Source organism: Tessaracoccus flavescens (genome assembly GCF_001998865.1).
GTDB classification, from domain to species: domain Bacteria; phylum Actinomycetota; class Actinomycetes; order Propionibacteriales; family Propionibacteriaceae; genus Arachnia; species Arachnia flavescens.
Genome location: NZ_CP019607.1, coordinates 3241362 through 3266626, shown reverse-complemented (window position 1 = coordinate 3266626; position 25265 = coordinate 3241362). Strand labels below are relative to the sequence as shown.

28 protein-coding genes are annotated in these 25265 nt (G+C 67.4%); 12 read left to right on the top strand and 16 right to left on the bottom strand.

Features of this window, described 5'->3' with window-relative positions; all coding sequences use genetic code 11:
- The first annotated feature begins 54 nt into the window (after window positions 1-54).
- Together treY and BW733_RS15795 are read left to right on the top strand one after the other, a co-directional pair.
- The gene (treY, locus tag BW733_RS15800) at window positions 55-2604 is read left to right on the top strand and encodes a malto-oligosyltrehalose synthase (RefSeq protein WP_237268238.1); all 2550 of its coding nucleotides are present in this window, start codon (window positions 55-57) and stop codon (window positions 2602-2604) included.
- A 450-nt stretch (window positions 2605-3054) separates the two neighbouring features.
- A complete protein-coding gene (locus BW733_RS15795) occupies window positions 3055-4335 on the top strand; it encodes an alpha-amylase family glycosyl hydrolase (RefSeq protein ID WP_237268237.1) in 1281 nt (426 codons plus the stop codon).
- A 141-nt stretch (window positions 4336-4476) separates the two neighbouring features.
- Here BW733_RS15795 and BW733_RS15790 read toward each other — a convergent pair whose 3' ends face one another.
- Window positions 4477-5376 carry a tetratricopeptide repeat protein gene (locus BW733_RS15790; protein WP_077351984.1) on the bottom strand — a complete coding sequence of 300 codons (900 nt, stop codon included), beginning with the start codon at window positions 5374-5376 and terminating at the stop codon, window positions 4477-4479.
- Window positions 5377-5435: 59 nt separating this feature from the next.
- Here BW733_RS15790 and pgm point away from each other — a divergent pair, with 59 nt between their 5' ends.
- Window positions 5436-7073 carry a phosphoglucomutase (alpha-D-glucose-1,6-bisphosphate-dependent) gene (gene pgm, locus BW733_RS15785; RefSeq protein ID WP_077351982.1) on the top strand — a complete coding sequence of 546 codons (1638 nt, stop codon included), beginning with the start codon at window positions 5436-5438 and terminating at the stop codon, window positions 7071-7073.
- Window positions 7074-7079: 6 nt separating this feature from the next.
- Window positions 7080-8501: an ATP-binding protein gene (locus BW733_RS15780; protein WP_077351980.1), complete on the top strand. Its 1422-nt coding sequence runs from the start codon at window positions 7080-7082 to the stop codon at window positions 8499-8501.
- A 21-nt stretch (window positions 8502-8522) separates the two neighbouring features.
- Here BW733_RS15780 and BW733_RS15775 read toward each other — a convergent pair whose 3' ends face one another.
- Window positions 8523-9080 (bottom strand): PH domain-containing protein, encoded by a 558-nt coding sequence (locus BW733_RS15775; protein WP_077351978.1) that lies wholly within the window; start codon window positions 9078-9080, stop codon window positions 8523-8525.
- Between the two features lie 6 nt (window positions 9081-9086).
- Window positions 9087-9242: a hypothetical protein gene (locus BW733_RS18380; RefSeq protein WP_158522502.1), complete on the bottom strand. Its 156-nt coding sequence runs from the start codon at window positions 9240-9242 to the stop codon at window positions 9087-9089.
- Between the two features lie 151 nt (window positions 9243-9393).
- Here BW733_RS18380 and mce point away from each other — a divergent pair, with 151 nt between their 5' ends.
- From mce to BW733_RS15740, 6 genes are all read left to right on the top strand, one after another.
- Window positions 9394-9843 (top strand): methylmalonyl-CoA epimerase, encoded by a 450-nt coding sequence (gene mce / locus BW733_RS15765; protein WP_077351976.1) that lies wholly within the window; start codon window positions 9394-9396, stop codon window positions 9841-9843.
- A gap of 128 nt (window positions 9844-9971) precedes the next feature.
- Window positions 9972-11042, top strand: a complete 1071-nt coding sequence (locus BW733_RS15760) for a DivIVA domain-containing protein (RefSeq protein ID WP_161490264.1) — start codon at window positions 9972-9974, stop codon at window positions 11040-11042.
- Window positions 11039-12256, top strand: coding sequence for an AI-2E family transporter (locus BW733_RS15755; protein ID WP_077351972.1), 1218 nt, complete (start codon window positions 11039-11041; stop codon window positions 12254-12256). Before BW733_RS15760 ends, BW733_RS15755 begins: the two co-directional genes overlap by 4 nt.
- A gap of 21 nt (window positions 12257-12277) precedes the next feature.
- Window positions 12278-12973 (top strand): endonuclease NucS, encoded by a 696-nt coding sequence (gene nucS / locus BW733_RS15750; protein ID WP_077351970.1) that lies wholly within the window; start codon window positions 12278-12280, stop codon window positions 12971-12973.
- 10 nt (window positions 12974-12983) lie between these two features.
- Entirely contained in the window at window positions 12984-13265 is a 282-nt protein-coding gene (locus BW733_RS19610; protein ID WP_152024758.1) for an Rv1322 family protein, read from the top strand.
- Window positions 13262-14038, top strand: coding sequence for an alpha/beta fold hydrolase (locus BW733_RS15740; RefSeq protein ID WP_077351968.1), 777 nt, complete (start codon window positions 13262-13264; stop codon window positions 14036-14038). Before BW733_RS19610 ends, BW733_RS15740 begins: the two co-directional genes overlap by 4 nt.
- Before the next feature lie 162 nt (window positions 14039-14200).
- Here the strand turns inward: BW733_RS15740 and BW733_RS15735 are convergent, their stop codons facing one another.
- The gene (locus BW733_RS15735) at window positions 14201-14863 is read right to left on the bottom strand and encodes a peptidylprolyl isomerase (protein WP_237268236.1); all 663 of its coding nucleotides are present in this window, start codon (window positions 14861-14863) and stop codon (window positions 14201-14203) included.
- 83 nt (window positions 14864-14946) lie between these two features.
- On the opposite strand from BW733_RS15735, the gene BW733_RS15730 reads away from it, so the two are divergent.
- A complete protein-coding gene (locus BW733_RS15730; protein WP_077351964.1) occupies window positions 14947-15549 on the top strand; it encodes a cob(I)yrinic acid a,c-diamide adenosyltransferase in 603 nt (200 codons plus the stop codon).
- Window positions 15550-15734: 185 nt separating this feature from the next.
- Here BW733_RS15730 and BW733_RS15725 read toward each other — a convergent pair whose 3' ends face one another.
- Together BW733_RS15725 and BW733_RS15720 are read right to left on the bottom strand one after the other, a co-directional pair.
- A complete protein-coding gene (locus BW733_RS15725; protein WP_077351962.1) occupies window positions 15735-16241 on the bottom strand; it encodes a hypothetical protein in 507 nt (168 codons plus the stop codon).
- 123 nt (window positions 16242-16364) lie between these two features.
- On the bottom strand, window positions 16365-16724 hold the full coding sequence (locus tag BW733_RS15720) for a hypothetical protein (RefSeq protein ID WP_077351960.1): 360 nt from the start codon (window positions 16722-16724) through the stop codon (window positions 16365-16367).
- A gap of 98 nt (window positions 16725-16822) precedes the next feature.
- Here BW733_RS15720 and BW733_RS15715 point away from each other — a divergent pair, with 98 nt between their 5' ends.
- Window positions 16823-17461, top strand: a complete 639-nt coding sequence (locus tag BW733_RS15715; RefSeq protein WP_237268235.1) for a M23 family metallopeptidase — start codon at window positions 16823-16825, stop codon at window positions 17459-17461.
- Window positions 17462-17552: 91 nt separating this feature from the next.
- Here the strand turns inward: BW733_RS15715 and BW733_RS15710 are convergent, their stop codons facing one another.
- The 10 genes from BW733_RS15710 to BW733_RS18035 form a co-directional block, all read right to left on the bottom strand.
- Window positions 17553-18008 carry a DUF2550 domain-containing protein gene (locus BW733_RS15710; protein WP_077351956.1) on the bottom strand — a complete coding sequence of 152 codons (456 nt, stop codon included), beginning with the start codon at window positions 18006-18008 and terminating at the stop codon, window positions 17553-17555.
- A 72-nt stretch (window positions 18009-18080) separates the two neighbouring features.
- On the bottom strand, window positions 18081-18491 hold the full coding sequence (locus BW733_RS15705) for a F0F1 ATP synthase subunit epsilon (protein WP_077351954.1): 411 nt from the start codon (window positions 18489-18491) through the stop codon (window positions 18081-18083).
- Between the two features lie 3 nt (window positions 18492-18494).
- Window positions 18495-19946, bottom strand: coding sequence for a F0F1 ATP synthase subunit beta (atpD, locus tag BW733_RS15700; protein ID WP_077351952.1), 1452 nt, complete (start codon window positions 19944-19946; stop codon window positions 18495-18497).
- A gap of 8 nt (window positions 19947-19954) precedes the next feature.
- A complete protein-coding gene (locus BW733_RS15695; RefSeq protein WP_077351950.1) occupies window positions 19955-20884 on the bottom strand; it encodes a F0F1 ATP synthase subunit gamma in 930 nt (309 codons plus the stop codon).
- 5 nt (window positions 20885-20889) lie between these two features.
- Window positions 20890-22527: a F0F1 ATP synthase subunit alpha gene (gene atpA / locus BW733_RS15690; protein WP_077351948.1), complete on the bottom strand. Its 1638-nt coding sequence runs from the start codon at window positions 22525-22527 to the stop codon at window positions 20890-20892.
- Window positions 22528-22547: 20 nt separating this feature from the next.
- Window positions 22548-23345, bottom strand: coding sequence for a F0F1 ATP synthase subunit delta (locus BW733_RS15685; RefSeq protein WP_077351946.1), 798 nt, complete (start codon window positions 23343-23345; stop codon window positions 22548-22550).
- Window positions 23342-23896: a F0F1 ATP synthase subunit B gene (locus BW733_RS15680; RefSeq protein ID WP_077351944.1), complete on the bottom strand. Its 555-nt coding sequence runs from the start codon at window positions 23894-23896 to the stop codon at window positions 23342-23344. The genes BW733_RS15685 and BW733_RS15680 overlap by 4 nt, the downstream gene beginning before the upstream one ends.
- 8 nt (window positions 23897-23904) lie before the next feature.
- Entirely contained in the window at window positions 23905-24123 is a 219-nt protein-coding gene (gene atpE / locus BW733_RS15675; RefSeq protein WP_077351941.1) for an ATP synthase F0 subunit C, read from the bottom strand.
- Window positions 24124-24181: 58 nt separating this feature from the next.
- A complete protein-coding gene (gene atpB / locus BW733_RS15670; RefSeq protein ID WP_237268234.1) occupies window positions 24182-24961 on the bottom strand; it encodes a F0F1 ATP synthase subunit A in 780 nt (259 codons plus the stop codon).
- Between the two features lie 17 nt (window positions 24962-24978).
- Window positions 24979-25209 (bottom strand): AtpZ/AtpI family protein, encoded by a 231-nt coding sequence (locus BW733_RS18035; protein WP_152024756.1) that lies wholly within the window; start codon window positions 25207-25209, stop codon window positions 24979-24981.
- Window positions 25210-25265: the final 56 nt, after the last annotated feature.

Below are 25265 nucleotides of genomic sequence, written 5' to 3'. Positions count from 1 at the left end.
ACCGCCCGGACGCGGGAATCGGCACCGGCCACCAGTTTCACTAGAGTGGACGGCGTGCAGCAACGATCCGATCTCGCCCTGCCCGCCTCCACCTACCGACTGCAGCTGAACGAGGGTTTCACCTTCGACGACGCCGTTGCCCAGGTGCCCTACCTCGCAGAGCTCGGCGTCAGCCACATCTTCTGCTCGCCGATCCTGCAGGCCGCACCGGGCTCGATGCACGGCTACGACGTCGTCGACCACACCCGCATCTCCGAGGAGTGCGGCGGCGAGGAGGGCTTTCGGAGGCTGGCCGAGGTCGCTCACGCCCACGGGCTGGGGATCATCGTCGACGTCGTGCCGAACCACATGGCCGTCCCCACTCCCCTGTGGCGCAACCACGCGCTGTGGGAGGCGCTGCGCGACGGCGCGGAGTCGCGTTACGCGAACTGGTTCGACATGGACCTCACCTCGACCCGTGCCGTCCTGATGCCGGTGCTCGGCAGCCGGATCGGCGACGAACTGGCAGCTGGAAACATCCGGGTCGAGGAGCGTGACATCGACGGGCGCACGGAGCGTGTCGTCACCTACTTCGACCACGTGTTCCCGATCCGCCCCGGCACCGAGGATCTCCCGCTCGACCAACTGCTCGAGCGCCAGTGGTACCGGCTGGCCTACTGGAAGGTCGCCAACGAGGAACTCAACTACCGCCGCTTCTTCGACGTCGACACCCTCGCAGCGGTCCGGGTCGAGGACGACGAGGTCTTCGACGCCACCCACAAGCTGCTGATCCAGCTCTTCGACGAGGGGCTGATCGACGGCTTCAGGATCGACCACCCCGACGGCCTTGCCACCCCTCGCGGGTATCTGCAGCGCCTCCAGCGCGCCACCGGCGGCGCCTGGGTCGTCGTCGAGAAGATCCTCGAACCCCACGAGCAGCTGCCCGACGGCTCTCGGTGCGCCGGAACGACCGGCTACGATGCCCTGCTCCGGGTCGAGGGCCTCTTCCACGACCCGAACCAGCTCCCCACCCTCAACGAGATCTGGGACCGGATCGCCGACGAGGGCTGGTTCGGACAGGTGCTGCACGCCGCGAAGGAAGAGGTGGTGCGCTCCATGCTGTTCACCGAGGTGAACCGGCTCACCTCGATCGCGGTGGCGATCTGCGCCGCCGACATCCGGCTCTTCGACCACACGCGCCGCGAGCTTGGCCGCACCATCGCCGCGTTGCTCGTCCAGATGGACCGCTACCGCGCCTACGTCGAGCCGGGCATCGCCACCCCGGACGCCGAGCGTCAGGTGATCCTCGACGCGGCGGACCGGGTGCGCCCAGAGCTGGACGAGGACGAGTCCTCGACCCTCGCGCTGATCGTCCGGCTCGCCCTCGGCGATTCGCCCACGGGAGGCGGCGGCGGCGCCGAGACCCTCCCCAGCGTGACGAGGCACCCGGTGACGACCGAGCTTCCCGACACCGTCATGGACGAGGCGGCGCTGCGCGCCGAGTTCATGATCCGGTTCGCCCAGACCTGCGGCCCCGTGATGGCCAAGTCGAAGGAGGACACCGCGTTCTACCGGTGGAACCGGTTCGTCGCCGTCAACGAGGTCGGGAGCGAGCCGACCATCGTCGGCATCTCCCAGGACGCGTTCCACGACTTCTGCAGGCAGATCTCGGCGACCTGGCCCTCCACCATGACCACCCTCTCGACGCACGACACCAAGCGTTCGGAGGACGTGCGGGCCCGCCTGTCTGCGATGCTCGAACACGCCCGCGACTGGGAGTCGTGCCTGGGCGAACTGCGTGCCGCAACCGAGGAGGCCCGCTCCCCGCTGGTCGACGGCGCCACCGAGCTGCTGCTCTGGCAGACCCTGCTGGCGACGTGGCGGCTGCCCGGAACCCTCGCCGGGGCCGAGCCCATCTCGCACGAGCGGCTCGCGGGCTATCTGACAAAGGCGATGCGGGAGGCCAAGAACCACACCACGTGGACCGCACCCGACGCCGCCTACGAGGAGGCGGTGATCGCGCTGGCGGACGCGGCACTTGCCGACGAGCGGGTCGCCGCCGCGCTCGACTCGTTCGTCGAGCTCACCTACGAGTCGCTCCGGGCCGGGGTGCTCGGCTCGAAGCTGATCCAGCTCACCATGCCGGGCGTGCCCGACGTCTACCAGGGCACCGAGCTGATCGACCTGTCGCTCGTCGATCCCGACAACCGGCGGCCGGTCGACTACGCGCATCGCGCCGACCTGCTCAGAAGCGCGGACGCAGCCCCCGCCTCGCTGGACGCGCAGAAGCTGCTCGTGGTCTCCCGGGCGCTGCGTCTGCGCGCGGAGCATCCCTACGCGTTCCGTGGCGAGGCCGCGACCTACTCCCCCGTCGCGACCACAACCGGTCAGGCGGTCGCGTTCGCGCGCGGCACCGCTGAGGCCGACTCCCCGGTCGCGATCACCGTCGCGACCCGCCTCGGCTCGCAGTTGGCCGAGCGAGGCGGCTGGGGCGAGCACCAGATCATCCTCCCGGAAGGGACCTGGGTCGACGTGTTGTCCGGACGCGAGTTCCGAGGCGGCGCCGTCGAACTTGCCGAGATGCTTGCCGACCTGCCCGTCGCCCTCCTGCGGGCCGCGTCGTGAGGCCGGGCGAGGTCTGGGCGCCCGATGCCGCCGAGCTGGCGATCCGGCTCGGCGACGGGTCGCGGCTCGCCATGCGCAGGGGCGACGACGGCAGGTGGAGCCCCGAGCGGGACCTGGAGCCGGGTGAGCGCTACGGCTTCATCGTCGACGGCGAGGGCCCGTTCCCGGATCCACGCTCGCTCAGCCTCCCCGACGGGGTGCACGGGTTGAGCCGGGTCGTCGACCCTGCCGTGTTCACCCGCGAGGTCGACTGGGGCGGCCGCCCGGTGCGGGGCACGGTCATCTACGAGCTGCACGTCGGCACGTTCACGCACGAGGGGACCCTCGACGCGGCGGTCGACCGGCTCGACGACCTCGTCGCGCTCGGCATCGACACGGTGGAGCTGATGCCCGTCAGCGCCTTCGCAGGCATGCGCGGATGGGGGATACGACGGTGTCGCGCCCTGGTCGGTGCACCAGGTCTACGGCGGCCCGGAGGCACTCGTCCGGTTCGTCGACGCCGCCCACGCCCGGGGGCTGGCGGTTGTCCTGGACGTGGTGCACAACCACCTCGGTCCGGAGGGCGCGTACGTGTCGAAGTTCGGCCCGTACTTCACGGCAAGGCACCAGACGCCGTGGGGAGACGGGATCAACCTCGACGACACAGGCTCCGCGGAGGTCCGCGACTACCTGATCGGCTCGGCCCGCCACTTCCTGGTCGACGTCGGCCTTGACGGCCTGCGGCTCGACGCCGTGCACGCCCTCGTCGACGCCTCCGAGACCCACTTCCTGCGGGAACTCTCGACGGCGACCCGCGCCTGGTCGGTCGAGGCCGGCCGCCCGCTGACGCTCATCGCCGAGTCCGATCTCAACCAGCCCGCGATGGTGATGCCCGTCGGCACGGAGCCGGAGGCCTGTGGGATGGATGCCCAGTGGGCTGACGACATCCACCACGCGCTGCACGCCTTCTTCGGGCGCGAGACGACCGGCTACTACTCGGACTTCGGCGACGCGCGGGAGTTGGCGAAGGCCCTGACAAGGGTGTTCGTGCACGACGGCGGATTCTCCAGTTTCCGCGGCACCGACTGGGGCGCCCCGGTCGACCCGGACAGCCCCTACTACGACGGACACTCCTTCGTGGCTTTCCTGCAGGACCACGACCAGGTCGGCAACCGGGCGGTTGGCGACCGGTTCGCCCAGCACGCCGGCCCGGGCGACCAGGCCGCGGCGGCCGCGCTCTATCTGCTGGCGGCAAACACCCCGATGCTGTTCATGGGTGAGGAATGGGCGGCGAGTTCGCCCTTCCCGTTCTTCAGCGAGCTCGGGCCGGAGCTCGGCCCCCACGTGACGACGGGCCGCGCCCGCGAGTTCGCGGCGATGGGCTGGGTCGAGGCGCCCCCCGATCCGCAGGCCCGGGAGACATTCGACTCGGCGAAGCTGCTCTGGCAGGAGCGCGGCGAGGGCGAGCACGCGAGGATGCTCGCCTGGTACAGCACGCTGATCGGGCTGCGCCGAGCCCATCGCGAGCTGCGCGATCCGCGCCTCGGCGACGTCGAGGTGGAGATCGTCGATCCCGACACCGTCACGATGCGTCGTGGGCCGTACCTGGTCGCGGCGACGCGCGCCGGCTCGAGGGTGCGGGTGGGCCATGGCACGGAGGTCGTCGCCGCCTGGGATCCGGTTCAGCTGGAGGACGGCGTGCTGACGCTTCCCGGCGCCGGTGCCGCGGTGCTCCTGCTGCCGACCGGCTGATTACTTGAGTACTTTCCCGGGTTCGTTCGCGATGGCAACGATCACATCCGTTCCCTGACACAACGAACCCCGGAAAGTGCTCATCTGCCACTGACGACGCGACCCACCCGGGGCGGCCGGGCGGAAGGACGCGCCGTCGGATCAGAACAGGACGCTGGCCAGGCGGCGACGCGCCTTGAGCACGACGGGCTCGGTGCGACCGGCGATCTCGAACAGCTCGAGGAGGCGCAGCCGGATGGGGTCCCGGTCCTCGGGCGCGACCTCCGCGACCAGTCCGAGGAGGCGGTCGAAGGCCTCCTCGTAGCGGCCGTTGATCACCTCGAGGTCGGCCGCGTCGAACTGGGCCTGGACGTCGTCGGGCCTCTCGGCGGCGGCCGCGACGATGGCCTCGGGGTCGAAGCTCATGCTGCGCTGCAGGAGGGCGGCCTGGGCACGACCCGCGATCACCTCCGGATCGCTCGGGGTCTCCTTGAGCAGGACGTCGAACTCCTCGACCGCTTTCGCGAAGTCACCGGCTTCGAGAGCAGCGTCGGCCTTCTCGAAGCGCGGGTTGACGGGGGCCGCCGCGGGATCGTCGGAGAGCGCGGCGCCCGAGACGGGCTGGGCGCGCCCCGTCATCCCGTTGGCGATGGCGAGCTGGGCGACCTGGTCGAGCAGTGCCCCGATCTCCTCTTCCGACCTGGTCCCCTGGAACAGCGGCGCCATCTGGCCGCCGATGAGGGCGACGACGGTGGGAACGGCCTGGACACCGAGCGCCTGGGCGAGCCGGGGCTCGGCGTCGACGTCGACCCGGGCCAGGAGGTAGCGGCCACCTGCGGCGTTGACGAGATCGGCGAGCGCCGCGGAGACGTTCTGGCCCGCGGGGTCGCGCGGCGAGTGGAATTCCAGGATCACTGGGTGCTGCAGCGAGAGGTTGGCCACCGACTCGAAGTCGGCCTCGCTGACGCTCGTGACGAACCCCCCACTCGCGGTGGGGGCGCTGGCATTGGCGAGCGCGGAGAGGTCTACTGCGCCGGGACGGCTGAAGTTGGCATCGGTCATGGGATCTATCTTGGCCGCCCCGGGCCGCCCCTTCAACCAACGGCAATAGGATGGACCCCATGGCACACGAGCGCGCCGGCCAGCCGGCACAAGAATCCGATCTGATCAACGTCGACAAGGTCATCTCGGCCTACTACGACCTCGTTCCAGACCCGACCAACCCGGACCAGAAGGTCGTGTTCGGCACCTCGGGCCACCGCGGCTCCAGCCTCGACACCGCGTTCAACCAGGCCCACATCGCCGCGACCACGCAGGCGATCGTGGAGTACCGCGCAGCCCAGGGCACCAACGGCCCGCTGTTCATCGGCAAGGACACCCACGCCCTGTCCTCCCCCGCCTGGAAGACGGCGATCGAGGTCCTGCACGCCAACGGCGTCGAGGTGCTCGCCGAGCGTGAGGACGAGTACACGCCCACCCCGGCCGTCTCCCGCGCGATCATCCGCTACAACCGCGACCACGACGTCCCGGCGGACGGCATCGTCGTCACTCCCTCTCACAACCCGCCGCGCGACGGAGGGTTCAAGTACAACCCACCGAACGGCGGACCCGCCGACACCGACGCCACCCGGGTGATCGCCGCACGCGCAAATGAACTGCTCGGCGACTACCACTCGATCAGGCGCTCCCCGTACGAGCAGATCGCAGGCGAGATCACCCGCTACGACTACAAGACCCCCTACTGCAACGAGCTCACCCAGGTGCTCAACCTCGATGCCATCCGCAACTCGGGGCTGCGCCACGGCGCCGACCCGATGGGCGGCGCGTCGGTCCAGTACTGGCAGTTCCTCGCCGAACAGGGCCTCCCGATCGAGGTCGTCAACCCCGTCGTCGACCCCACCTGGCGGTTCATGACGCTCGACACCGACGGCAAGATCCGGATGGACTGCTCCTCGCCCAACGCCATGGCCTCCCTCGTCCAGCAGCGCGGGGCCTACTCCCTCGCCACCGGCAACGACGCCGACTCCGACCGGCACGGGATCGTGACCCCCGACGCCGGGCTGATGAATCCGAACGCCTACCTTGCGGTGGCGATCAACTACCTGTTCGCCAACCGGCCAGGCTGGGCCCCCGAGGCCGGCGTCGGCAAGACGCTCGTGTCGTCGTCGCTGATCGACAAGGTCGCCGCGAAGCTCGGCCGCCGCCTCGTCGAGGTGCCGGTCGGCTTCAAGTGGTTCGTCCCCGGCCTGACCGACGGCTCCATCGGCTTCGGCGGCGAGGAGTCCGCCGGCGCCTCCTTCCTGACCATGGCGGGCACCACCTGGACGACGGACAAGGACGGCATCCTGCTCGCCCTGCTCGCCTCCGAGATTCTCGCGGTCACCGGCAAGACCCCGAGCCAGCACTACGCGGAGCTCGAGGCCGAGTTCGGGAAGTCGTACTACGCCCGCGTGGATGCAGATGCCGACCGCGAGCAGAAGGCCCGCCTCGCCCAGCTGAGCTCCGACGACGTCACGGTCGACGAGCTGGCAGGCGAGCCGATCACCGCCGTCCTGTCCCACGCCCCCGGCAACGGGGCCGCCATCGGCGGCATCAAGGTGACCACAGAGAACGCGTGGTTCGCGGCCCGTCCGTCCGGGACCGAGGACAAGTACAAGATCTACGCCGAGTCACTCAAGAGCGCGGAACACCTCGCTCAGGTGCAGTCGGCGGCCAAGACGCTGGTCGACGCGGCGCTCACCCCTGGTAACCGAGCGTGATAACGCATGCCTGACAGAACGATAGAACCACAGGATGCCCTCCAACTCATTGACCGCCAAGAGTCCCAACTCTGGGAACAGAAATCGGCTTCCGATCGCGGCGCGGCCATTCAGAAGATTGGCGTGGCACTTGCCAACACAGATGGTGGCGAGTTCATTGTAGGAATTGAAGACGTCCGTCGCGGCCACGGGCTCGATCGATGGCAAGGATTCTCCTGCATCGAGGCCGCAAACGTCGTCCACCAAGCCCTCGCACGTGACGCATCCCCTCCCCTTCCTTACGAAGTGGAACACCTCGAGATTGCTGGCGAGGAATCGCGCGGGATCGCGGTCTTGGTCAAGATCGAGAAGTCGTCGGACGTTCACTTTACCGCAACGAGTCAGGCTTTCGTCCGCCGAGGCGCCAGCTCCAACCTAATCCTCGGCCAACAGATCGCAGACTTGCAACTTTCAAAAGGAGCAAAGAGTTTCGAAGATCAACTCCTTTCAGAATACTCGGTCGAGGACCTTGCGCGCGAGCCCGAACTTCAGCATTTTCTGGACTCGTACTCACCGCAAATGAACCCCACTGAGTTCGCCCGCCGAGAACGCCTCGTAGCCCGGGATTCTGGCTGCTGCCGTGTCGCCGCCGCCATTCTGTTTGCGGACTCTCCGTCTGCCGTCTCACCGCGCCGCTGTGCAATCAAGGTTGCGCGCTATAACACATCACGCGAGGCGCACCGCGATCATCTCGCCTTCCCCCCGCTCACGATCGAAGGCCCTGCCAGGCTTGCCATAGAACGGTCCCTAGAGGAGACAACCAGGATTATCGAGTCTGTCCACTACCTCGGGCCCGACGGCTCACCCCGCGCTATCCATTACCCGCCCGAGGCCCTTAAGGAAATCGTCGTCAACGCCGTTATTCACAGGGACTACAACATGTCTGATGACGTCCATATCTTCATATTCGACAATCGAGTTGAAGTCAGGAGCCCGGGGGGCCTGCCAGGTCACATGACTCTCGACTTGCTCTTCTCTGAGCGCGCTTCGCGCAACCCGAAGATCCTTCGACTCTTGAATAGATACCCTGACCCACTCAACCAGGATGTCGGCGAGGGCCTAAAGACTGCACGAGCCAAGATGCTGGAGGCCAAACTGAAAGAGCCCCGATTTGACGTGTCGGGCAACTACTTCACAGCCACTCTTCCTCACGAGCGCTTAGCACGTCCGGAGGAAATCGTCCTCGAATACCTGGAAACGCATGATGAGATCACCAATGCGATCGCCCGCGGGCTCACGGGAATCCAGTCAGAGAACACAATGAAAGAGGTGTTCTACCACCTTCGGAACTTGAGGAAGCTCGAACGCGTTCCCGAAAAGCATGGCAACAAGGCAGCGTGGAGAACGCCCACTACCTCGCCAGATCAGCCGGAGCTCGACATTCTCTAGCCTACGCGCGCAAGGACCCCCTCAGGTGCCGTCCTCGTCGTCGTCGTCGTTCGACCAGCGCTCGACCTTCATGGTCTGACGCAGGCCGGACAGCTGGATGACCCGCTGGATGGTCAGGTCGCGACGCTCGGGGTCTCCGACGAAGCGGATGTCGCGGAGCCCCTGGTCCTGGGCGGCCGACTCGAACACGAAGTGGCCGTACCCGAAGACCATGCCGAGGAAGGGTCGCGTCATGGAGATGTCGAGGATCCGGGTCATGGGCATGGTCGCCAGGTGCGTGGTGAAGACCCCGTGCACGCGGAACACCCGCATGTTGGTGATCACGAACCGGTCCATGTAGGCAAGGTGCACCTTCCACACCCCGATGAACAGAGCGGCCAGGCCGAGGAGCATCGGAACCCAGAAGAGCCCCTTCGCCCAGATCATGGCGAGGAAGAGCGGAATGCACAGCGCGATCAGGCAGTACCACCAGATGGTCGCGGCCCAGTGCTTGCGGACCTCGTCGATGACGACCTCGCCCTCGACGGCCAGCAGGTGCGCCTCGACATCGGGCTCGAGGAATCGGCCCAGGAGGCTCACGACGGGTTACCCCGCGAGCGAGGTGAAGAAGCGTCCGATCGACTCGAAGGCACCGAGGAAGGTGCGCACGGCCTCAGCCGCCGCCTCCGGTCGTGTGAACAGATAGAACAACACGAACGCGACGACGAGCACCAGCAGGATCTTCTTGATCCAATTACCCACGACTGTCCTCCTCGCGTAGTTCGACCCCAAGTCTGCACGACCCGTGGCCCCCTCCCGCGCGCGACGCGCCGGAAACCGCACGGCCGATCCTGCACGCACCTGATCCGACCCCCGCCCTGTGCGGCAGAAACCCGTGTGGGAAGCTGGAGCCATGGAGAATTCTGATCTGTTCATCTGCATCGATCACGTCGGTCTCGCCGTCCCTGACCTGGACGAGGCCGTCAAGTTCCACAGCGAGGTCTTCGGGTGGCGCGAGCTCCACCGCGAGGTCAACGAAGAGCAGGGCGTCGCAGAGGCCATGATCGGCACCGGCGAGCAGGGAGTGGAGAACGCGAAGATCCAGCTGCTGGCCCCGCTGAACGAGAACTCGACGATCGCGAAGTTCATCGACAAGAACGGCCCCGGCATCCAGCAGCTGGCCTACCGGGTGGCCGACCTTGACCACGTCTCCGAGGTGCTGCGCGAGCGCGGCCTGCGTCTGCTGTACCCCGAGGCCAAGCGCGGCACGGCTGGTTCGCGGATCAACTTCGTGCATCCCAAGGACGCCCGCGGCGTGCTCCTCGAGCTAGTGGAGCTGCCGAAGGACGCGGCCGAGCACTGATCGGCCCGCACGACCACGCATGAGGGTGGGATGGCTTGCGCCGTCCCACCCTCTGCCGTGTTTCCACCCCCGCACTGGCGCCGGAAGCGACTAGGCTCGGGGCCAAGGACACCCGAAAGGACCGCATGGTGACTGACTCGACACGCGACCTGGAAACGGAAGAGACCGGACTCAATCTCTTCGACGACAGCGCCTCCGCAGCCGGGAGCTTTCCCCACGCCATGCTGGGCTACGACAAGCACTCGGTGGACAGCTACGTCCGCGAGGTCGAGGCAAAGGTCAGCCAGCTGAAGCTGCAGCTACGCGACTCCAGCCGCGAGATCCAGTACGTCCGCTCGGAAGTGGGGACGACCGACTTCACCCGTCTCGGCGCCCATGCCACGGGCCTGCTCAAGGCGGCTGAGGCGCAGGCCGGCGACATCGTCGACCGCGCGGAGCACGAGGCCGAGCGGATCAAGACAGAGGCCAGGCGCTCCGCGGCAACGCTTCGTGAATCGGCGCGGCAGGAGGCCGACGACGTCAGGCTGACCGGGCTCGCAGGCCTGCGCCAGCTTCGTCAGGAGCAGGCCGATGCGGGAGCCTCGGCGCTCGAGAAGGCCCGCCGTGACGCCGAGATGACGGTGGCAGACGCGAAGCAGCGTGCCAACTCGATCGTGGAGGCGGCAAACACCAAGGCCGACGCCCTGCTCGAGACGGCCCGCGTCGAGGCACAGCGGAGGGTCCAGGAGGCCGAGCGCAAGGCGTCGGAGGTGCTAGCCACTGCCCAGAAGACGGCCGAAGACTCCCTCGCCAAGAGCGTCGCTACCGCGAAGGCCGCGGAGGACTCGATCACCGCACGCCTCGCCCAGGCCGACAAGGACGCCGAGGAGGCGGCACAGCGCGCACTCGAGGCACGCAAGGAGGCCGACACGATCAGGGCAGAGGCGGTCAGGCAGGCCGAGGAGACCCGGCTCGCCGCCACCCGCGAGAGCGAGGACACCCTTTCGATCATGCGCAAGCGGGCGAGCCAGCAGGAGGCCGACCTCGAGGAGCGCATCGCCTGGCGCAAGGAGCAGCTCGAACGCGAGATCGCCTCGCTCGAGGTCCGCCGGGTCAACGCCATCGGCCAGCTCAACAACCTGCGTGCGCTTGCAGAGGAGTCCGACCAGCAGTTCGCAGACGAACCCACCACCGTGATCACCCGCAACGAGGGGCAGTGACCGACTCAGAAGAACCCTCCCTCCCCGAGGAGGAAACTCCCACCAGGAAGCCGAAGCAGCGGCCCCGCATCCGTGGGGCCGCCAGCGCACTCGGGTCCGCAGCGAAGCGGGCTGGCGCCTTCCTGCAGCCGACACCCCGCGAGGTGCTCATACCCGTCCCCCCCGCCGAGCCGCTTCCTGCCGAGCAGAAGCAGCGCTCCCCCTTCGTCGTCGGTTTCCTCGGCGCGGCAGGCGTGCTGGTGGCTCTCGCGCTGGCGCAGGCCATCCTGACCGTGCAGAGCGTCCTGATCCTCGTCGTCCTCGCCATGTTCCTGGCACTGGGCCTGAACCCCGCCGTCGAGTTCTTCACGAGACGTCGGGTCCCGCGCGGCTTCGCCGTCACGATCGTGACCCTGCTCGCGCTCGCGGTGATCGCCCTCGGGCTGACCGCCCTGGTGCCCGTGATGACGGAGCAGGCCACGCGCCTCTCGAGAAACCTGCCTGGTCTGCTGCAGAACCTGGCCCAACACCCCCAGCTCCGCGAGTTCGAGGAGCGCTACAAGATTGTCGAGAAGATCGAGGGCTTCCTCGGCTCGGGTGACCTGATCAACAACCTGTTCGGCGGGCTCCTCGGTGCGGGGAAGATCGTGGCGAACATGGTCTTCTCCCTGATCGTGACGCTCGTGCTCACGATCTACTTCCTCGCCTCGCTTCCGGCGATCAAGGACACCATCTACGCGCTGGCGCCCGCGAGCAGGCGCCCCCGGGCCAGGTATCTGGCAGACGAGATCTTCCGCGGGGTCTCCGGCTACATCACCGGCATGTTCGTGATCGTCTCGGTCGCCTCGGTGTGTGCCTTCATCTTCATGAACTTCGCGGGCCTCGGCTCCTACTCCTTGGCCCTCGCCTTCGTCGTCGCCCTCTTCTGCTTCATCCCGCTGGTCGGCTCGTCGTTGGCGATGGTGTCGGTCGCCCTTGTCGGCTTCGCCGTCGAGCCGACGATCGGCATCGCCACCATCATCTACTTCCTGATCTACCAGCAGTTCGACGCCTATGTGCTGTACCCCAACGTCATGAAGCGCACCGTGAAGGTGCCGGGGGCCCTCGTGGTGCTGTCGGCGATCATCGGCGGCATGCTGTTCGGCGTCATCGGCGCCGTGATCGCCATCCCCACCACCGCGGCGGTGCTCCTGTTGTACCGGGAGATGGTGCGTCCCGCTTTGGACGCTTCGTAGCGGCGAAGGTAGGTTGTTGGGGTGCGTTTGGTGATTGCTCGGTGCCAGGTCGACTATGTCGGCAGGCTGACGGCCCATCTTCCGATGGCGACCCGTCTGATTCTGGTCAAGGCCGACGGATCGGTTTCCGTCCATGCCGACGACAGGGCGTACAAGCCGCTCAACTGGATGAGCCCTCCCTGCACCATGAGCGTCAGCGAACCCGACGTCGAGGCCGCCGAAGCACTCGGCGTGACCGAGGTGTGGCAGGTGCGCTCGAAGGACGGAGACACGCTGCAGATCTCGCTCGCCGAGGTGCTGCACGACACGGCCCACGAGCTCGGCATCGATCCCGGCCTCCAGAAGGACGGCGTCGAGGCACACCTGCAGGCGCTGCTGGCGGAGCATCCCGCGACCCTTGGTGACGGGCTTGCCCTTGTGCAGCGCGAGTACCTGACGCCGATCGGACCGGTCGACCTCCTCCTGCGCGACGCCGCAGGCGACTACGTCGCCGTCGAGGTGAAGCGTCGCGGTGAGATCGACGGCGTCGAGCAGTTGACCCGCTATCTCGACCTGATGAACCGCGATCCGGCCCTTTCGCCGGTGCGCGGCATCTTCGCGGGGCAGCAGATCAAGCCGCAGGCCCGCACCCTCGCCTCGGACCGCGGCATCGAGTGGCGCCTCATCGACTACGACGCGCTGCGCGGCATGGACAACGCCGACGAGCGGCTCTTCTAGGCGAGCGCTGATGGTGAACCGGCGTCGACAGTCCAAGCATCTCCGCGCTCCCCGGCCGCTGCTCGCGGGCGGGTCGCAGAGCAGGGTGCAGAGGCGCGGCGTCGACTACATCGTGCGCAACGTGCCTGCCCAGCGCTCCGAGAAGGAGTACCGCTGCCCCGGGTGCTCCCAGCGGGTGGCCCCTGGGACGGCGCACGTCGTGGTGTGGCCGGCGACACCGCCGCTCGGCAACGAATCCGGTCTCGAGGTGCGTCGACACTGGCACACCCACTGTTGGAGCGTGGCGTCATGAAACTTGCCGATCTGACCATCGGCTCCGGCCCCAGCCAGGTCGTGTTCCTGCACGGCCTGTTCGGGCAGGGCAAGAACTTCAGCTCCATCGCCTCGGCGCTGTCGGATCTCGCCACGAGCCATCTCGTCGACCTGCCCAACCACGGCCGCTCCCCCTGGACCGAGAACTTCGACCTCGACGGGCAGGCCGACCACGTCGCCGACTGGATCGCCGAGACCTTCCAGGCGCCCATCGCCCTGATCGGGCACTCGCTCGGCGGCAAGATCGCGATGCGGATCGCCCTTCGTCGGCCGGAGCTGATCGAGCGGCTCATGGTCGTCGACATCTCCCCCGCCCGCAACGAGGCGGCATTGTCATTCGACGCTCTCGTTGCGGCGCTTCGTCGACTCGACATCGACCACATCACGAGCCGCACGCAGGCCGATCAGGAGCTCACCGCGGAGATCCCCGACGTGGTGGTGCGTCGCTTCCTGCTGCAGAACCTGAGCCACCACGGGCAGCACTGGTCCTGGATGGCCAACCTCGATCTCCTGGCCGACTCCCTCCACTTCGTGGGTGGATGGAGCGAGATCGACGCCGTCTATGACGGTCCCGTCTTCTGGGTGACGGGCGGCCGCTCCCAGTACGTGCAGCCGGACCACGTCGACATCATGCGTCGGCTCTTCCCGCGAATGCTGCAGGTGAGCCTGAAGCGGGCCGGACACTGGGTGCACGCGGACGACCCGGAGTCGTTCCTCGTCGTGTGCCGACGCTTTCTCCAACTGGAGGCCTGAGCTCAGCCCAGCAGCCTCGCAAGGATCCGGTTGTAGGGTGCGGGATCTCCTCCCGCCGTCACGACGGCATACCCCTGGTCCTCACGGCGCTGATCGTGCTCGTCGTCTGGGTGCTCGCTTCGGTCCTCGGGGCGCGTTGGGCGCTACGGAGGCAGGGCTGACTCAGCCCAGCGTCACGCCGGTGATCTTCGCCTCCGCGATCGGAGACGTCTGGTCGCCGGCGTCGACACCCTGGGCGGCGATCCCGCCCACGACGTCGAGCCCCGCCTGGTCGATCGTGCCGAACACCGTGTAGGTGGGCGGCAGCTCCGTGTCGGCCCACACCAGGAAGAACTGGGATCCGCCGGTGTCCTTCGTGCCACGGTTGGCCATCGCCACGGTGCCCGCGGGATAGGTGAGGGACTTGTCGACCTCGTCGGGGATCGTGTAGCCGGGGCCACCGGTACCGGTTGCCGTCGGGTCGCCACACTGGAGCACGAAGATCCCGTAGTCGGTGAGGCGGTGGCAGTCGGTGTCGTCGAAGTAGCCCTGCTCGACGAGCGAGACGAACGAGTTGACGGTGCAGGGAGCCTTCGCGCGGTCCATCGTGATCGTCACGTCGCCCGCGGTCATGTTGAGCGTCGCCGTCACGGTTCCCTTGTCCGCGACGTTCTCCGAGTCCGGCGGGTCGACGGTACGGGCGGGCTCACCCTCCGGCGGGTAGGCGCACTCGACGCCGTTGACCTGCTGGACGTCCGGGCCTGCCGACTGGTTCGCGTCTCCGCACGCGCTCAGCGCGGCGGCGACGGTGGCGGCCAGCAACAGGGGAAGCACTCGTTTCTGCACGCCCCAACTTTGACACAACATGATCTGCGCACCTACGCAGCCCGCCGGGCGGCAGTGGATCTGATTCGCGTAGATTGGGGCACATGGTCACGCTCTCCAAGATCTACACCCGCACCGGCGATGGTGGAAGCACCCGCCTCTCCGACAACTCCGAGGTCGCGAAGACCGACCTCCGCGTCGAGGCATACGGCCACGTCGACGAGGCGAACGCCGCGATCGGTCTCGCGGTGGCCTTCGGCGGACTGCCCGATCGCGTCGGTGAGATGCTCGCCCTCATCCGCAACGAGCTGTTCGACGTCGGTGCCGACCTGTCCAACCCGCTCAATCCCGATCCCAAGTGGCCGCCGCTGCGCATCGAGAAGCATTCGATCGACCGGCTCGAGGCCTACTGCGACGAGCTGCAGGAGGGTCTGCCGGTCCTGCGCAGCTTCATCCTCTCCGGAGGCACCCCCTCCGGCGCCCAGCTGCATGTCGCACGGACCATCACCAGGCGCGCCGAGCGGGCCGCGTGGCGGTGCAGCGAGGAGTTCGGCTCGGACGTCGAGGGCGGGATCAACCCGCTCGCCGTGAAGTACCTCAACCGCCTCTCCGACCTGCTGTTCATCATGAGCCGCGTCGCCAACGGCACCGAAGGCGAGACGCTGTGGGTGCCCGGCACCGACCGGGAGAAGCCGGCCGGGGCCTGATCCCCCACTGATCAACGACCCGTCGGCTCAGGTGGCCGCACCGAGAAATCGCCCTGTGCCGCCCGGTTCTGGTCGCGGGGCCTGAGCGCACCCACCTGCGGTCCAGCTGTTCACTGCCTGCTCTCACGCCGTCCCATCTCGCCGGCGTCGATGTGCGCCGCCCCCGCTGAGCAGAGGGGCCGCAGCTACCGCGCGCCCCGTTCGCGGTCGGCCCGCATGTGGGTCGAGACCCTGTCTGCCACCTCGTCCGGGCTCAAGGCGGTGGTGTCGAGCACCTCGGCGATCGTCTCCAGCCACGACCGCGCCGCCTCGTACCTCTCGACCGACGCGAGCCGCCATCGCGCCGCATCGGTCTCGACGACGTCAGCGCGGATCCTGCGCTCAAGCTCCGGACGGTCGGCGTGCAGCACCAGGTGACGCTGGCGCAGGTCGGCGAGCGAGACGCCGACCAGGATCTCGCGCGTCCACGCCTCGTGCAGCAGGCTCATGGGGCAGACGAGGTCGCCGTCGTGCAACTCCATCAGCTGGATGACCGTCTCGACCGTCAGCGCCCGCCACGCGCGCCAGGACTGGTAGTCACGCACCCGCTCGTGGATCACGCCGCGCAGGAAGTCTCCGACCCGCTCGGGGTCGAAGCTCCAGAGCGAACGGTCGCGCTCGAGCAGCCGTTCCACGAGGGTCGTCTTGCCCACCCCGAACGGCCCGTTGATCCACCAGATCGTGCGGGGACGCGACGCCTCGGCCTCCTCCCTGGGTGAGGGCTCGGGAGGATCGGTGGCCTCGGCGCCGGGAAGCTGCAGCGGCGTCCTCGACCTCTAGCCCGTGAGTTGGAGGTTCGCCTGGTTCGCCACCTCTCCCCCGAGCGCCTCGAGCGAGTTCGCGAGCAGGTAGCCGTCGACATCGGCACCGAGCGCCTCGTGGATCGGGCCGCGGTGGTCGAGTCCCCAGGCTGGGTCGAAGATCTCCGAGACGAGAATCCGTGCGTCAGGGAACTCACGCCGCAGACCCCACAGCCCCATGTCGCTGACCCGTGGCGCGATCACCACGTTCGCCGTAGACGGGGCCTTGCGGATGTCGAGCACGACGAATCCCTCGCCAAGCACCTCACTGATCCGCGCCCGCATCGGCTCGGTCAGCTTGATGGCGCTTGCCACGACGATCGGGTTGCTTTCCACGTCCTCATCCAAACACCCACAGGGCGCACCGCCCGGACCGCCCCGCCGTTCGCGCTGCACCGCTGCACGCATGGTCGCGATGGTGGACCATGGATTCCATGGCTGACCCGCTCGTCCTCGACCTCCCGTTCACCGGCTCGTGGCGGGTCGAAAACAGCCCCGCGCGCCGGGTGCCCAGCCACGGCAGCGATCTGTTCGGCACCACCTACGCGATCGACTTCGTCCCCGTCGACGAGCGCGGCCGCTCTGCCCCGTTGAGCCTGCGCGCACTCCTCGCGACGGAACCGCCCGAGCGCTTCATCGGCTTCGGGACACCGATCCTCGCGCCGCTGACCGGCGAGGTGGTCGCGGTGCACGACGGTGAACCCGACCACGACGCGCACCGCTCCCTCCGCGCCCGGGCGGCCTACGCGATGACCCAGGCGAGAAGGCTGCGCGACGGCGGCGTCCCGGCCATCGCAGGCAACCACGTCGTGATCCGCTCCGGCGCTGCCTACGTGCTGCTTGCCCACCTGAGGCGGGGCTCCGTCGCCGTCGAGGTGGACCAGACGCTGCGCTCAGGCGATCACGTCGGCGAATGCGGCAACTCGGGCAACAGCACCGAGCCGCACGTCCACGTCCAGGCCACCGATTCGGTGGACTGGACGACGTGCAGGGGCCTCCCGATCGCCTTTCGACGGCCCGAGGCCGACCCGTGGCTTCCCGCCGAGCGCGAGATCGTGGCGGCAGGAACTTGAGCACTCTTCCGGACTCGTTGCCGAGGAGACCGGTCACAAGGCACCTGGAGACGAACGAACCCCGGAAAGTGCTCAAGTGTGAGGGCCGAGCCTACGGGGAGTCGGCGGAGCTCGGGAGGTAGTGGCTTCCCGGAGGGGCCGACTCGAGCCAGCTCATCAGGGCGAGCGCCTCGTCGCTCGCCATCGAGAGCGCGCACGTCGTGCCCGTCACCCGGTCGCGGAGTGTCACGATGACGGAGCCCTCGAACAGGGCGATGGCCTCGAGCCCCTGCGGGACCCGCTGGTGCACGTACATCGTGGTGACCCGCTGGAACACCACCTTCGGGCGGAGGCTGAGCGAGAAGGCACGGAACCACTCGAGCTGCTCGCGCCGGTACCGCGCGACCCCCAGCACCCAGGCGGCGCCCTGGTCGCTGTCGACCTGATAGGCACAATCAAAAAGACCGCCCTGGCCAGTGAGCCAGCGGCGGCGGAGGTAGAGCAGCACGAAGGGCAGCATCGCGACTGCGATGACGATGACCGTCACGATGACGATGTCCCAGGGCACCTGTTCCGCCTCCCTTACATATGATGCGCTCAGGGCAGCCCCCCGAAGGGACCGCCCTGAGCGTTGTCAGTTTTAGTTGGCGGATGCCTTTTCGCCGGCCCGGATCTGCGCCTGAACGATGCGCAGATGGTGCAGCTCGTCGTCGTCGGCCTGACCCTTGAGGGCCTTGTCCTCGAGGGTCGAGGCCTCCTTGCGGGCCTGGTCTAGGCTCACCTCCTGGCCCGGCTGGGCCATCTGGCTGAGCACGGAGACGTGTCCGTGAGCCACCGAGATGAAGCCACCGTCGATCGCGATCGACTCGCTGCGACCGTCGGCCGTGACGACCTCGACCACGCCTGGCACCAGCAGCGCGAGCAGCGGCTCGTGGCCCGGCAGGATGCCGATGTCGCCCTCGACGGTGCGCGCGATGACGTTGATGGCGTCGCCGGACCAGACGACCCGGTCAGCTGAGACGACCTCAACTTCGAGCGGAGCACGATCCATGGGTCAGTTTTCCTTCTGGATCTTGTCCCAGGCCTTCATGACGTCTTCCATGCCGCCGACGTTGAAGAACGCCTGCTCCGCGATGTGGTCGACATCGCCACGGGTGATCATCTTGAAGCCCTCGATGGTGTCGGCAAGCGGCACCGTCGAGCCGGGGACGTTGGTGAACTTCTCCGCGGTGTAGGTGTTCTGCGACAGGAACTGCTGGATGCGACGGGCCCGGTTGACGATGATCTTGTCCTCTTCGGGAAGCTCGTCGATGCCGAGGATGGCGATGATGTCCTGGAGTTCCTTGTAGCGCTGCAGGATCTGCTTGACGCGCACCGCGACATCGTAGTGGTCCTGACCGACGTACTGCGGGTCGAGGATGCGGCTGGACGACGTCAGCGGATCCACCGCCGGGTAGAGGCCACGCGAGGCGATCTCACGCGACAGTTCGGTGGTCGCGTCGAGGTGCGCGAAGGTGGTCGCGGGAGCCGGGTCGGTGTAATCGTCGGCGGGCACGTAGATCGCCTGCAGCGAGGTGATCGCGTGACCCTTCGTCGAGGTGATCCGCTCCTGCAGCTGGCCCATCTCCTCAGCCAGGTTGGGCTGGTAGCCCACGGCGGAGGGCATGCGACCCAGCAGGGTCGAGACCTCGGAGCCGGCCTGGGTGAACCGGAAGATGTTGTCGATGAACAGCAGCACGTCCTGGTTCTCGACGTCACGGAAGTACTCCGCCATCGTCAGGGCCGAGAGGGCGACGCGCAGACGGGTGCCCGGGGGCTCGTCCATCTGGCCGAAGACGAGCGCGGTGTCCTTGAGGACGCCCGCCTCCTCCATCTCGTTGATCAGGTCGTTGCCCTCACGGGTGCGCTCACCAACGCCGGCGAACACCGAGGTGCCACCGAAGTTGTGGGCGATGCGGTAGATCATCTCCTGGATGAGCACCGTCTTGCCGACGCCTGCACCACCGAAGAGGCCGATCTTGCCGCCCTTCACGTACGGGGTCAGCAGGTCGAGCACCTTGATGCCGGTCTCCAGCATCTCTGTGCGGGGCTCGAGGGCGTCGAACTTCGGGGCGGGACGGTGGATCGGCCAGCGCTCCGTGATCTCGATCGTCGACGGGTCGACGTTGAGCACGTCGCCGGTCACGTTCCACACGTGGCCCTTCGTCACGTTGCCGACCGGCACCGTGATCGGGGCGCCGGTGTCGCGCACCTCGGAGCCGCGGCGCATGCCGTCGGTCGGCTTCAGCGCGATGGAACGCACGATGTTGTCGCCGACCTGCAGCGCGACCTCGAGGGTCATGGTCTTCTTCTCGCCCATGATCTCGGTCTCGACGGTCAGGGCGTTACCGATCTCGGGCAGCTGGTCGGCCGCGAACTCGACGTCCACGACGGAGCCGATGACGCGGGCAACGCGACCGACACCACCGGTGGTGGCCGGCTGCGTCTCGCTCAGAGTGGCAGTCATTTGTTACCTCATTCGTTTCCGGCAGATTCGGCCAGCGCCGAGGCGCCACCGACGATTTCAGTGATTTCTTGGGTGATCTCGGCTTGGCGGGCCTGGTTGGCCTCGCGGGTCAGGTCCTCGATCAGGGACTCTGCATTGTCGGTCGCGGACTTCATCGCTCGCTGACGGCTGGCCAGCTCGGAGGCCGAGGACTGGAGCAGCGCGGTGTGGATGCGGTTCGCGACGAACATCGGCAGGAGCTCGTCGAGCACCGTCGCCGCGTCCGGTTCGAAGTCGTAGTACGGAAGGGGCTCGGTGCCGTTGCCGTGCCCGTTGCCGTTTCGGCCGTTCGACGGCGCGTCCTCCACGACCAGCGGGAGCAGGCGCACAGCGGTGGCCGTCTGGGTCAGCATGGACACGAAGCGGGTGCTGACGATGTGCAGCTGATCGACGCCGCCCTCCTCCGTCGGGAGGAGGAACTTCTCCAGCAGCACATCGGCGATCTCGCGCGCATGGCCGTACTGGGGGCGGTCCGAGAACCCGGTCCAGGACTCCTGGATCGGGCGCTTGCGGAAGTCGAAGTAGGCGACGCCCTTCTGGCCGGTCACGTACTGGACGACCTCCTGACCTTCGGCGGCGAGCTTCGCGTGGAGCTGCTCCCCCGCCTTGATGACGTTGGTCGAGTAGGCGCCCGCGAGGCCACGGTCGGACGTGATCAGGAGGATCGCCGAACGCTTCGGGTTCTCCACGTCCGTGAGCAGCGGGTGCTCGAGGTCGTGCACGCTGGCCAGGGCCGAGACGGCCTTGGTCAGCTCACGGGTGTACGGGGTCGCGGCCCGGACGGCCTGCTGGGCCTTCAGGATCCGCGACGCCGCCACCAGCTCCATGGCGCGGGTGGTCTTCTTGGTCGTCGAAACGGAGTTACGACGCTGCCGAAGCTCGCGCAGACTGCTTGCCATGTGGCTTAACCCCGCTTCTGGCGCACGATCGTCTCCTGGCCGATCTCCTCGTCCTCAAGCGGCTCGTGCTCTTCGCGGCCGACGAGGAGCTTGCCCTCAGAGGTGCGGAAGATCTTCTTGAACTCGCCCATAGCGGACACGGTGGCGGACTTGCGGTCGTCACCGAAGAGGAAGTCACCGGCGATGCCCTGGAGCACGTCGGAGTTGTGACGCAGGTAGTCGAGGAACTCCTGCTCGAAGCGGAGCACGTCGTCGACGGGGACGTCGTCGAAGTGGCCCTCGATGCCGGACCACACGCTGACGATCTGATCCTCGATCGGGTAGGGCGCGTACTGGCCCTGGCGCAGGAGTTCGGTCAGACGCGCGCCGCGCTCGAGCTGACGCCGACTTGCGGCGTCGAGGTCGGAGGCGAACATGGCGAAGGCCTGCATGTCGCGGTACTGGGCGAGGCTCAGCTTCAGCGACCCCGAGACCTCCTTCATGGCCTTGACCTGGGCGGCGCCGCCGACTCGCGACACCGACACGCCGACGTCCACAGCGGGACGCTGGTTGGCGTTGAAGAGGTCGGACCGCAGGAAGATCTGGCCGTCGGTGATGGAGATCACGTTGGTCGGGATGTAGGCCGACACGTCGTTGGCCTTCGTCTCGATGATCGGCAGGCCGGTCATCGAGCCACCGCCGAGCTCATCGGAGAGCTTCGCGCAGCGCTCCAGGAGACGGGAGTGGAGGTAGAAGACGTCGCCGGGGTAGGCCTCACGGCCCGGGGGACGGCGCAGCAGCAGCGACATGGCGCGGTACGCCTCGGCCTGCTTGGTCAGGTCGTCGAACACGATCAGGACGTGCTTGCCCTGGTACATCCAGTGCTGACCGATCGCCGAGCCCGAGTAGGGGGCGATGTACTTGAAGCCCGCGGGATCGGAGGCGGGGGCGTGCACGATGGTCGTGTACTCCAGCGCGCCTGCGTCCTCGAGGGTGCTTCGCACCTCGGCGATGGTCGAGCCCTTCTGGCCGACGGCGACGTAGATGCAGCGGACCTGCTTCTTGGGGTCGCCCGAGGCCCAGTTGGCCTTCTGGTTGATGATCGTGTCGATCGCGATGGCGGTCTTACCCGTCTTGCGGTCGCCGATGATGAGCTGGCGCTGGCCGCGACCGATCGGGATCATGGCGTCGATTGCCTTGAGTCCGGTCTGCAGCGGCTCGCGGACCTCCTGGCGGTCCATGACGCCTGCGGCCTGCAGCTCGAGCGCACGGCGTCCCTCGATGCCGCTGATCTCGCCGAGGCCGTCGATCGGGTTGCCCATGGCGTCGACCACGCGGCCGAGGTAGCCCTCGCCGACCGGGACGGAGAGGACGTCGCCTGTGCCGTGCACGGTGGAGCCCTCGTTGATGCCTTCGGACCCACCGAGGACGACGACACCGATCTCACGCTCGTCCAGGTTGAGGGCGATGCCCTGGGTGCCGTTCTCAAAGCGCAGCAGCTCGTTGGCCATGGCCGAGGGAAGTCCCTCGACACGGGCGATGCCGTCGCCGGAGCTGACGACGGTGCCGACCTCGGTGCGCTCGGCGCCCTGGGGCTCGTAGGCCCGGACGAATTCGTCCAGGGCGCTGCGGATCTCGTCTGGACTGATGGTGAGTTCAACCATTGCGTCCTACTTTCTGATTCTCACAAGTTGATGAGTTGCCTGCGGGCGTCTTCGAGCCGGGCAGCAACGGTTGATTCGTACACGTCGTCATCGATGGACACCCTGATGCCACCGATCACCTTCGGGTCGACGTGGACCAGAAGGGTGACGGCGCCACCCACCTGGGCCTGCAGCGCTGCCTTGAGTCGGGTCGCCTGGTCTTCGTCAAGGGGCTGGGCGACGGTGCCCCGGGCGATCTTCTGACCTCCGAGGTCGGCTGCCATCTCGAGGTACGACTCCACCGTCAGGGAGAAGGTGCGACGCCGTGCCCGGACAGCGCGCGAGGCGAGCTGCTCGGTGACCTGGTCGACCTTTCCTGCGATGAGGCGTGCCACGAGGGCGCGCTTCCCGTCGAGCGGGTAGGCGAGGCTGCGCAGGGCCGCCGACAGGTCCGGGTTCTCGTCGACGGTGCGGGCGACAGCGAACAGCTCCCGCTCGACCGTGTCGAGCCGGCCGCTGGCGCGCGAGGCCTCCAGCGCGATCCGGACACCCTGTCGCTCCAGCCCTGCGACCAGCGCGTTACCGCTGGACCACGGGGCCTTGACGACGGCCGCCACGACGGAGACCGTGGTGGGCGAGACCTTACCTGCGAGCAGACGCTCGGCCAGCCCGGCGCGGGCAGCATCCGTCGAGGACGGATCGGAAAGCGATCGACGCAGCATCGGCTGACCGTCGAGCAGATCGACGACGGCGAACAGCTCGGCTGCCGTGGTGGCATCGGTCGTGATGCCGCCGACGGTGAGGTCGAGCGCAGCGGTTGCAGCGTCGCGGGCCGTCATCGTGCCTGACCTGCCGACTCGAGGTCTGCCAGGAACCGGTCAACGGTGCGCTTGGCGCGGGCGTCGTCTCTCAGCGATTCGCCGACGATCTTGCCAGCCAGTTCGATGGCCATGCCGCCGACCTGCCCACGCAGTTCGTGGACGAGTTTGGTGCGCTCGGCCTCCAGCTGGACACGACCGGATTCGAGGATCCGGGCTGCGTCCTTCTGCGCCTTGTCGCGTGCCTCGGCCAGGATCGTCGCGGACTGGTTCTTCGCGTCCTCACGGATCCTGGCGGCCTCCTCACGCGCAGCGTCGAGCTGATCGTTGTAGTACGCAAGGGCGGCTTGGGCCTTCGCCTCGGCCGCGGCAGCGCGCTGCATGCCGCCTTCGATCTTGTCCGAACGCTCCGCGTACATCTTCTCGAATGCCGGGACGACGACCTTCCACATGATGACGAAGATGATCAGCATCAAGATGATGCCGACGATGATCTCCGACCAGTAGTGGGGGGCCAGCGGCCCGAGGGGTCCGGGCTCGGTCTCGAGCAGAACCCCGAAGCTGGGGATCATGCCGCGGCTCAGAGAACGAAGGCGAGGGCGATGGCGATGATGGCGAGGGCCTCAACCACGGCGAAGCCGATGAAGGCGGTGCTCATCATGGCGCCACGAGCCTCGGGCTGACGGGCGGTGCCGTTGATGACGGAGGCGAAGATCCAGGCAACGCCCAGCGCCGGCGCGATCGTCGCGATGGCGTAGCCGATCATGTTGATGCTGCCGGTGATTTCGAGGAGGGACATTGTTTTCCTTTCGGATGGCTTGCTCGACTCTTGTGCAGTCGAGAAGTCGGGGTGGGGTTTAGTGCGCCTCTGCGATGGAGGTCGACACGTACTGGGCGGTGAGAACCGTGAAGATGTAGGCCTGCAGGGCGCCGATGAACAGCTCCAGCAGCAGGATGATCAGGCTGAACGCGATCGAGACGCCGCCGGAGATGTTGTAGAACGTGTTGTTCTCAACGGTCAGCAGGTAGCCACCGCCGACCACGAACACCATGACCACGAGGTGGCCGGCGAACAGGTTGGCGAAGAGTCGCAGCGCCAGCGTGATGGGGCGCGTGATGAAGGTGGCGAGGAACTCGAGCGGGATGACGACCGGCAGCAGGTAGCCGGGGACTCCCTCGGGGATGAGTGCCTTCTTCAGGAAGCCGCCGAAGCCCCACTTCTGGAAGCCGGCGCCGATGTAGATCAGCCACGAGAGGATCGCGAGGCCGTAGGCGTAGCCCACGTTGGAGAACGTGGGGTACATGAAGAAGAAGAACTCGCCGAACCAGTTGTTGATCAGGAGGAAGGAGAAGAGTCCGAGCAGGTACGGCAGGTACTTGCGGAAGTCTGCGTGGAGGATGTCGCGCGCGATGCCGTTGCGCACGAACTCGTAGATGTACTCCGCAGCGAACTGGCCCTTCGACGGCTGGATCTTCAGCTTCCGCGAGGCGATCCACCAGAGCACGATGACAAGGGCCGCACCGATGACCGCCTGGAAGAACGGCTTGTTCATCCAGTCGGGCAGTACGCCCGGCCAGACGGAGTACCAGTAGAAGTCCTTGACGCCCGGCGGCTGGTATCCGCCGCCGGTCTCCATCGGAAGTAGCCCTAGTGTCACGTACCGCTCCCGTATCGCTTGATGATCAGGTAAAGGCTGAAAACGAGGCCGAGGATCAGGCCTACCGGCAACAGCCATGAGGTCTTGAAGAAATAGTCACCAACCCAGCCCAGGCCCCCGTAGAAGATCAGTCCCGCGAGGATGTAGCTGAGCACAACCATGCCGTCTTCGGTGCCCGAAGGACCCTTTTGCTCGTTGTCCTCGGGTGGCGTAGGTGTGGTGCCCATGTCGGAGTTGAGCCTAGCGGAAACTGGCCCTCGTTTCATCTTGGGCCTGCGCCGTC

Coding starts and splice junctions, on each gene's coding strand:
- BW733_RS15790 (WP_077351984.1), bottom strand. CDS start 5,376: ATGACCGATGCCAACTTCAGCCGTCCCGGCGCAGTAGACCTCTCCGCG.
- pgm (WP_077351982.1), top strand. CDS start 5,436: ATGGCACACGAGCGCGCCGGCCAGCCGGCACAAGAATCCGATCTGATC.
- BW733_RS15780 (WP_077351980.1), top strand. CDS start 7,080: ATGCCTGACAGAACGATAGAACCACAGGATGCCCTCCAACTCATTGAC.
- mce (WP_077351976.1), top strand. CDS start 9,394: ATGGAGAATTCTGATCTGTTCATCTGCATCGATCACGTCGGTCTCGCC.
- BW733_RS19610 (WP_152024758.1), top strand. CDS start 12,984: ATGGTGAACCGGCGTCGACAGTCCAAGCATCTCCGCGCTCCCCGGCCG.
- BW733_RS15740 (WP_077351968.1), top strand. CDS start 13,262: ATGAAACTTGCCGATCTGACCATCGGCTCCGGCCCCAGCCAGGTCGTG.
- BW733_RS15730 (WP_077351964.1), top strand. CDS start 14,947: ATGGTCACGCTCTCCAAGATCTACACCCGCACCGGCGATGGTGGAAGC.
- BW733_RS15715 (WP_237268235.1), top strand. CDS start 16,823: ATGGCTGACCCGCTCGTCCTCGACCTCCCGTTCACCGGCTCGTGGCGG.
- BW733_RS15705 (WP_077351954.1), bottom strand. CDS start 18,491: ATGGATCGTGCTCCGCTCGAAGTTGAGGTCGTCTCAGCTGACCGGGTC.
- atpD (WP_077351952.1), bottom strand. CDS start 19,946: ATGACTGCCACTCTGAGCGAGACGCAGCCGGCCACCACCGGTGGTGTC.
- BW733_RS15695 (WP_077351950.1), bottom strand. CDS start 20,884: ATGGCAAGCAGTCTGCGCGAGCTTCGGCAGCGTCGTAACTCCGTTTCG.
- atpA (WP_077351948.1), bottom strand. CDS start 22,527: ATGGTTGAACTCACCATCAGTCCAGACGAGATCCGCAGCGCCCTGGAC.
- BW733_RS15685 (WP_077351946.1), bottom strand. CDS start 23,345: ATGACGGCCCGCGACGCTGCAACCGCTGCGCTCGACCTCACCGTCGGC.
- BW733_RS15680 (WP_077351944.1), bottom strand. CDS start 23,896: ATGATCCCCAGCTTCGGGGTTCTGCTCGAGACCGAGCCCGGACCCCTC.
- atpE (WP_077351941.1), bottom strand. CDS start 24,123: ATGTCCCTCCTCGAAATCACCGGCAGCATCAACATGATCGGCTACGCC.
- atpB (WP_237268234.1), bottom strand. CDS start 24,961: ATGGAGACCGGCGGCGGATACCAGCCGCCGGGCGTCAAGGACTTCTAC.
- BW733_RS18035 (WP_152024756.1), bottom strand. CDS start 25,209: ATGGGCACCACACCTACGCCACCCGAGGACAACGAGCAAAAGGGTCCT.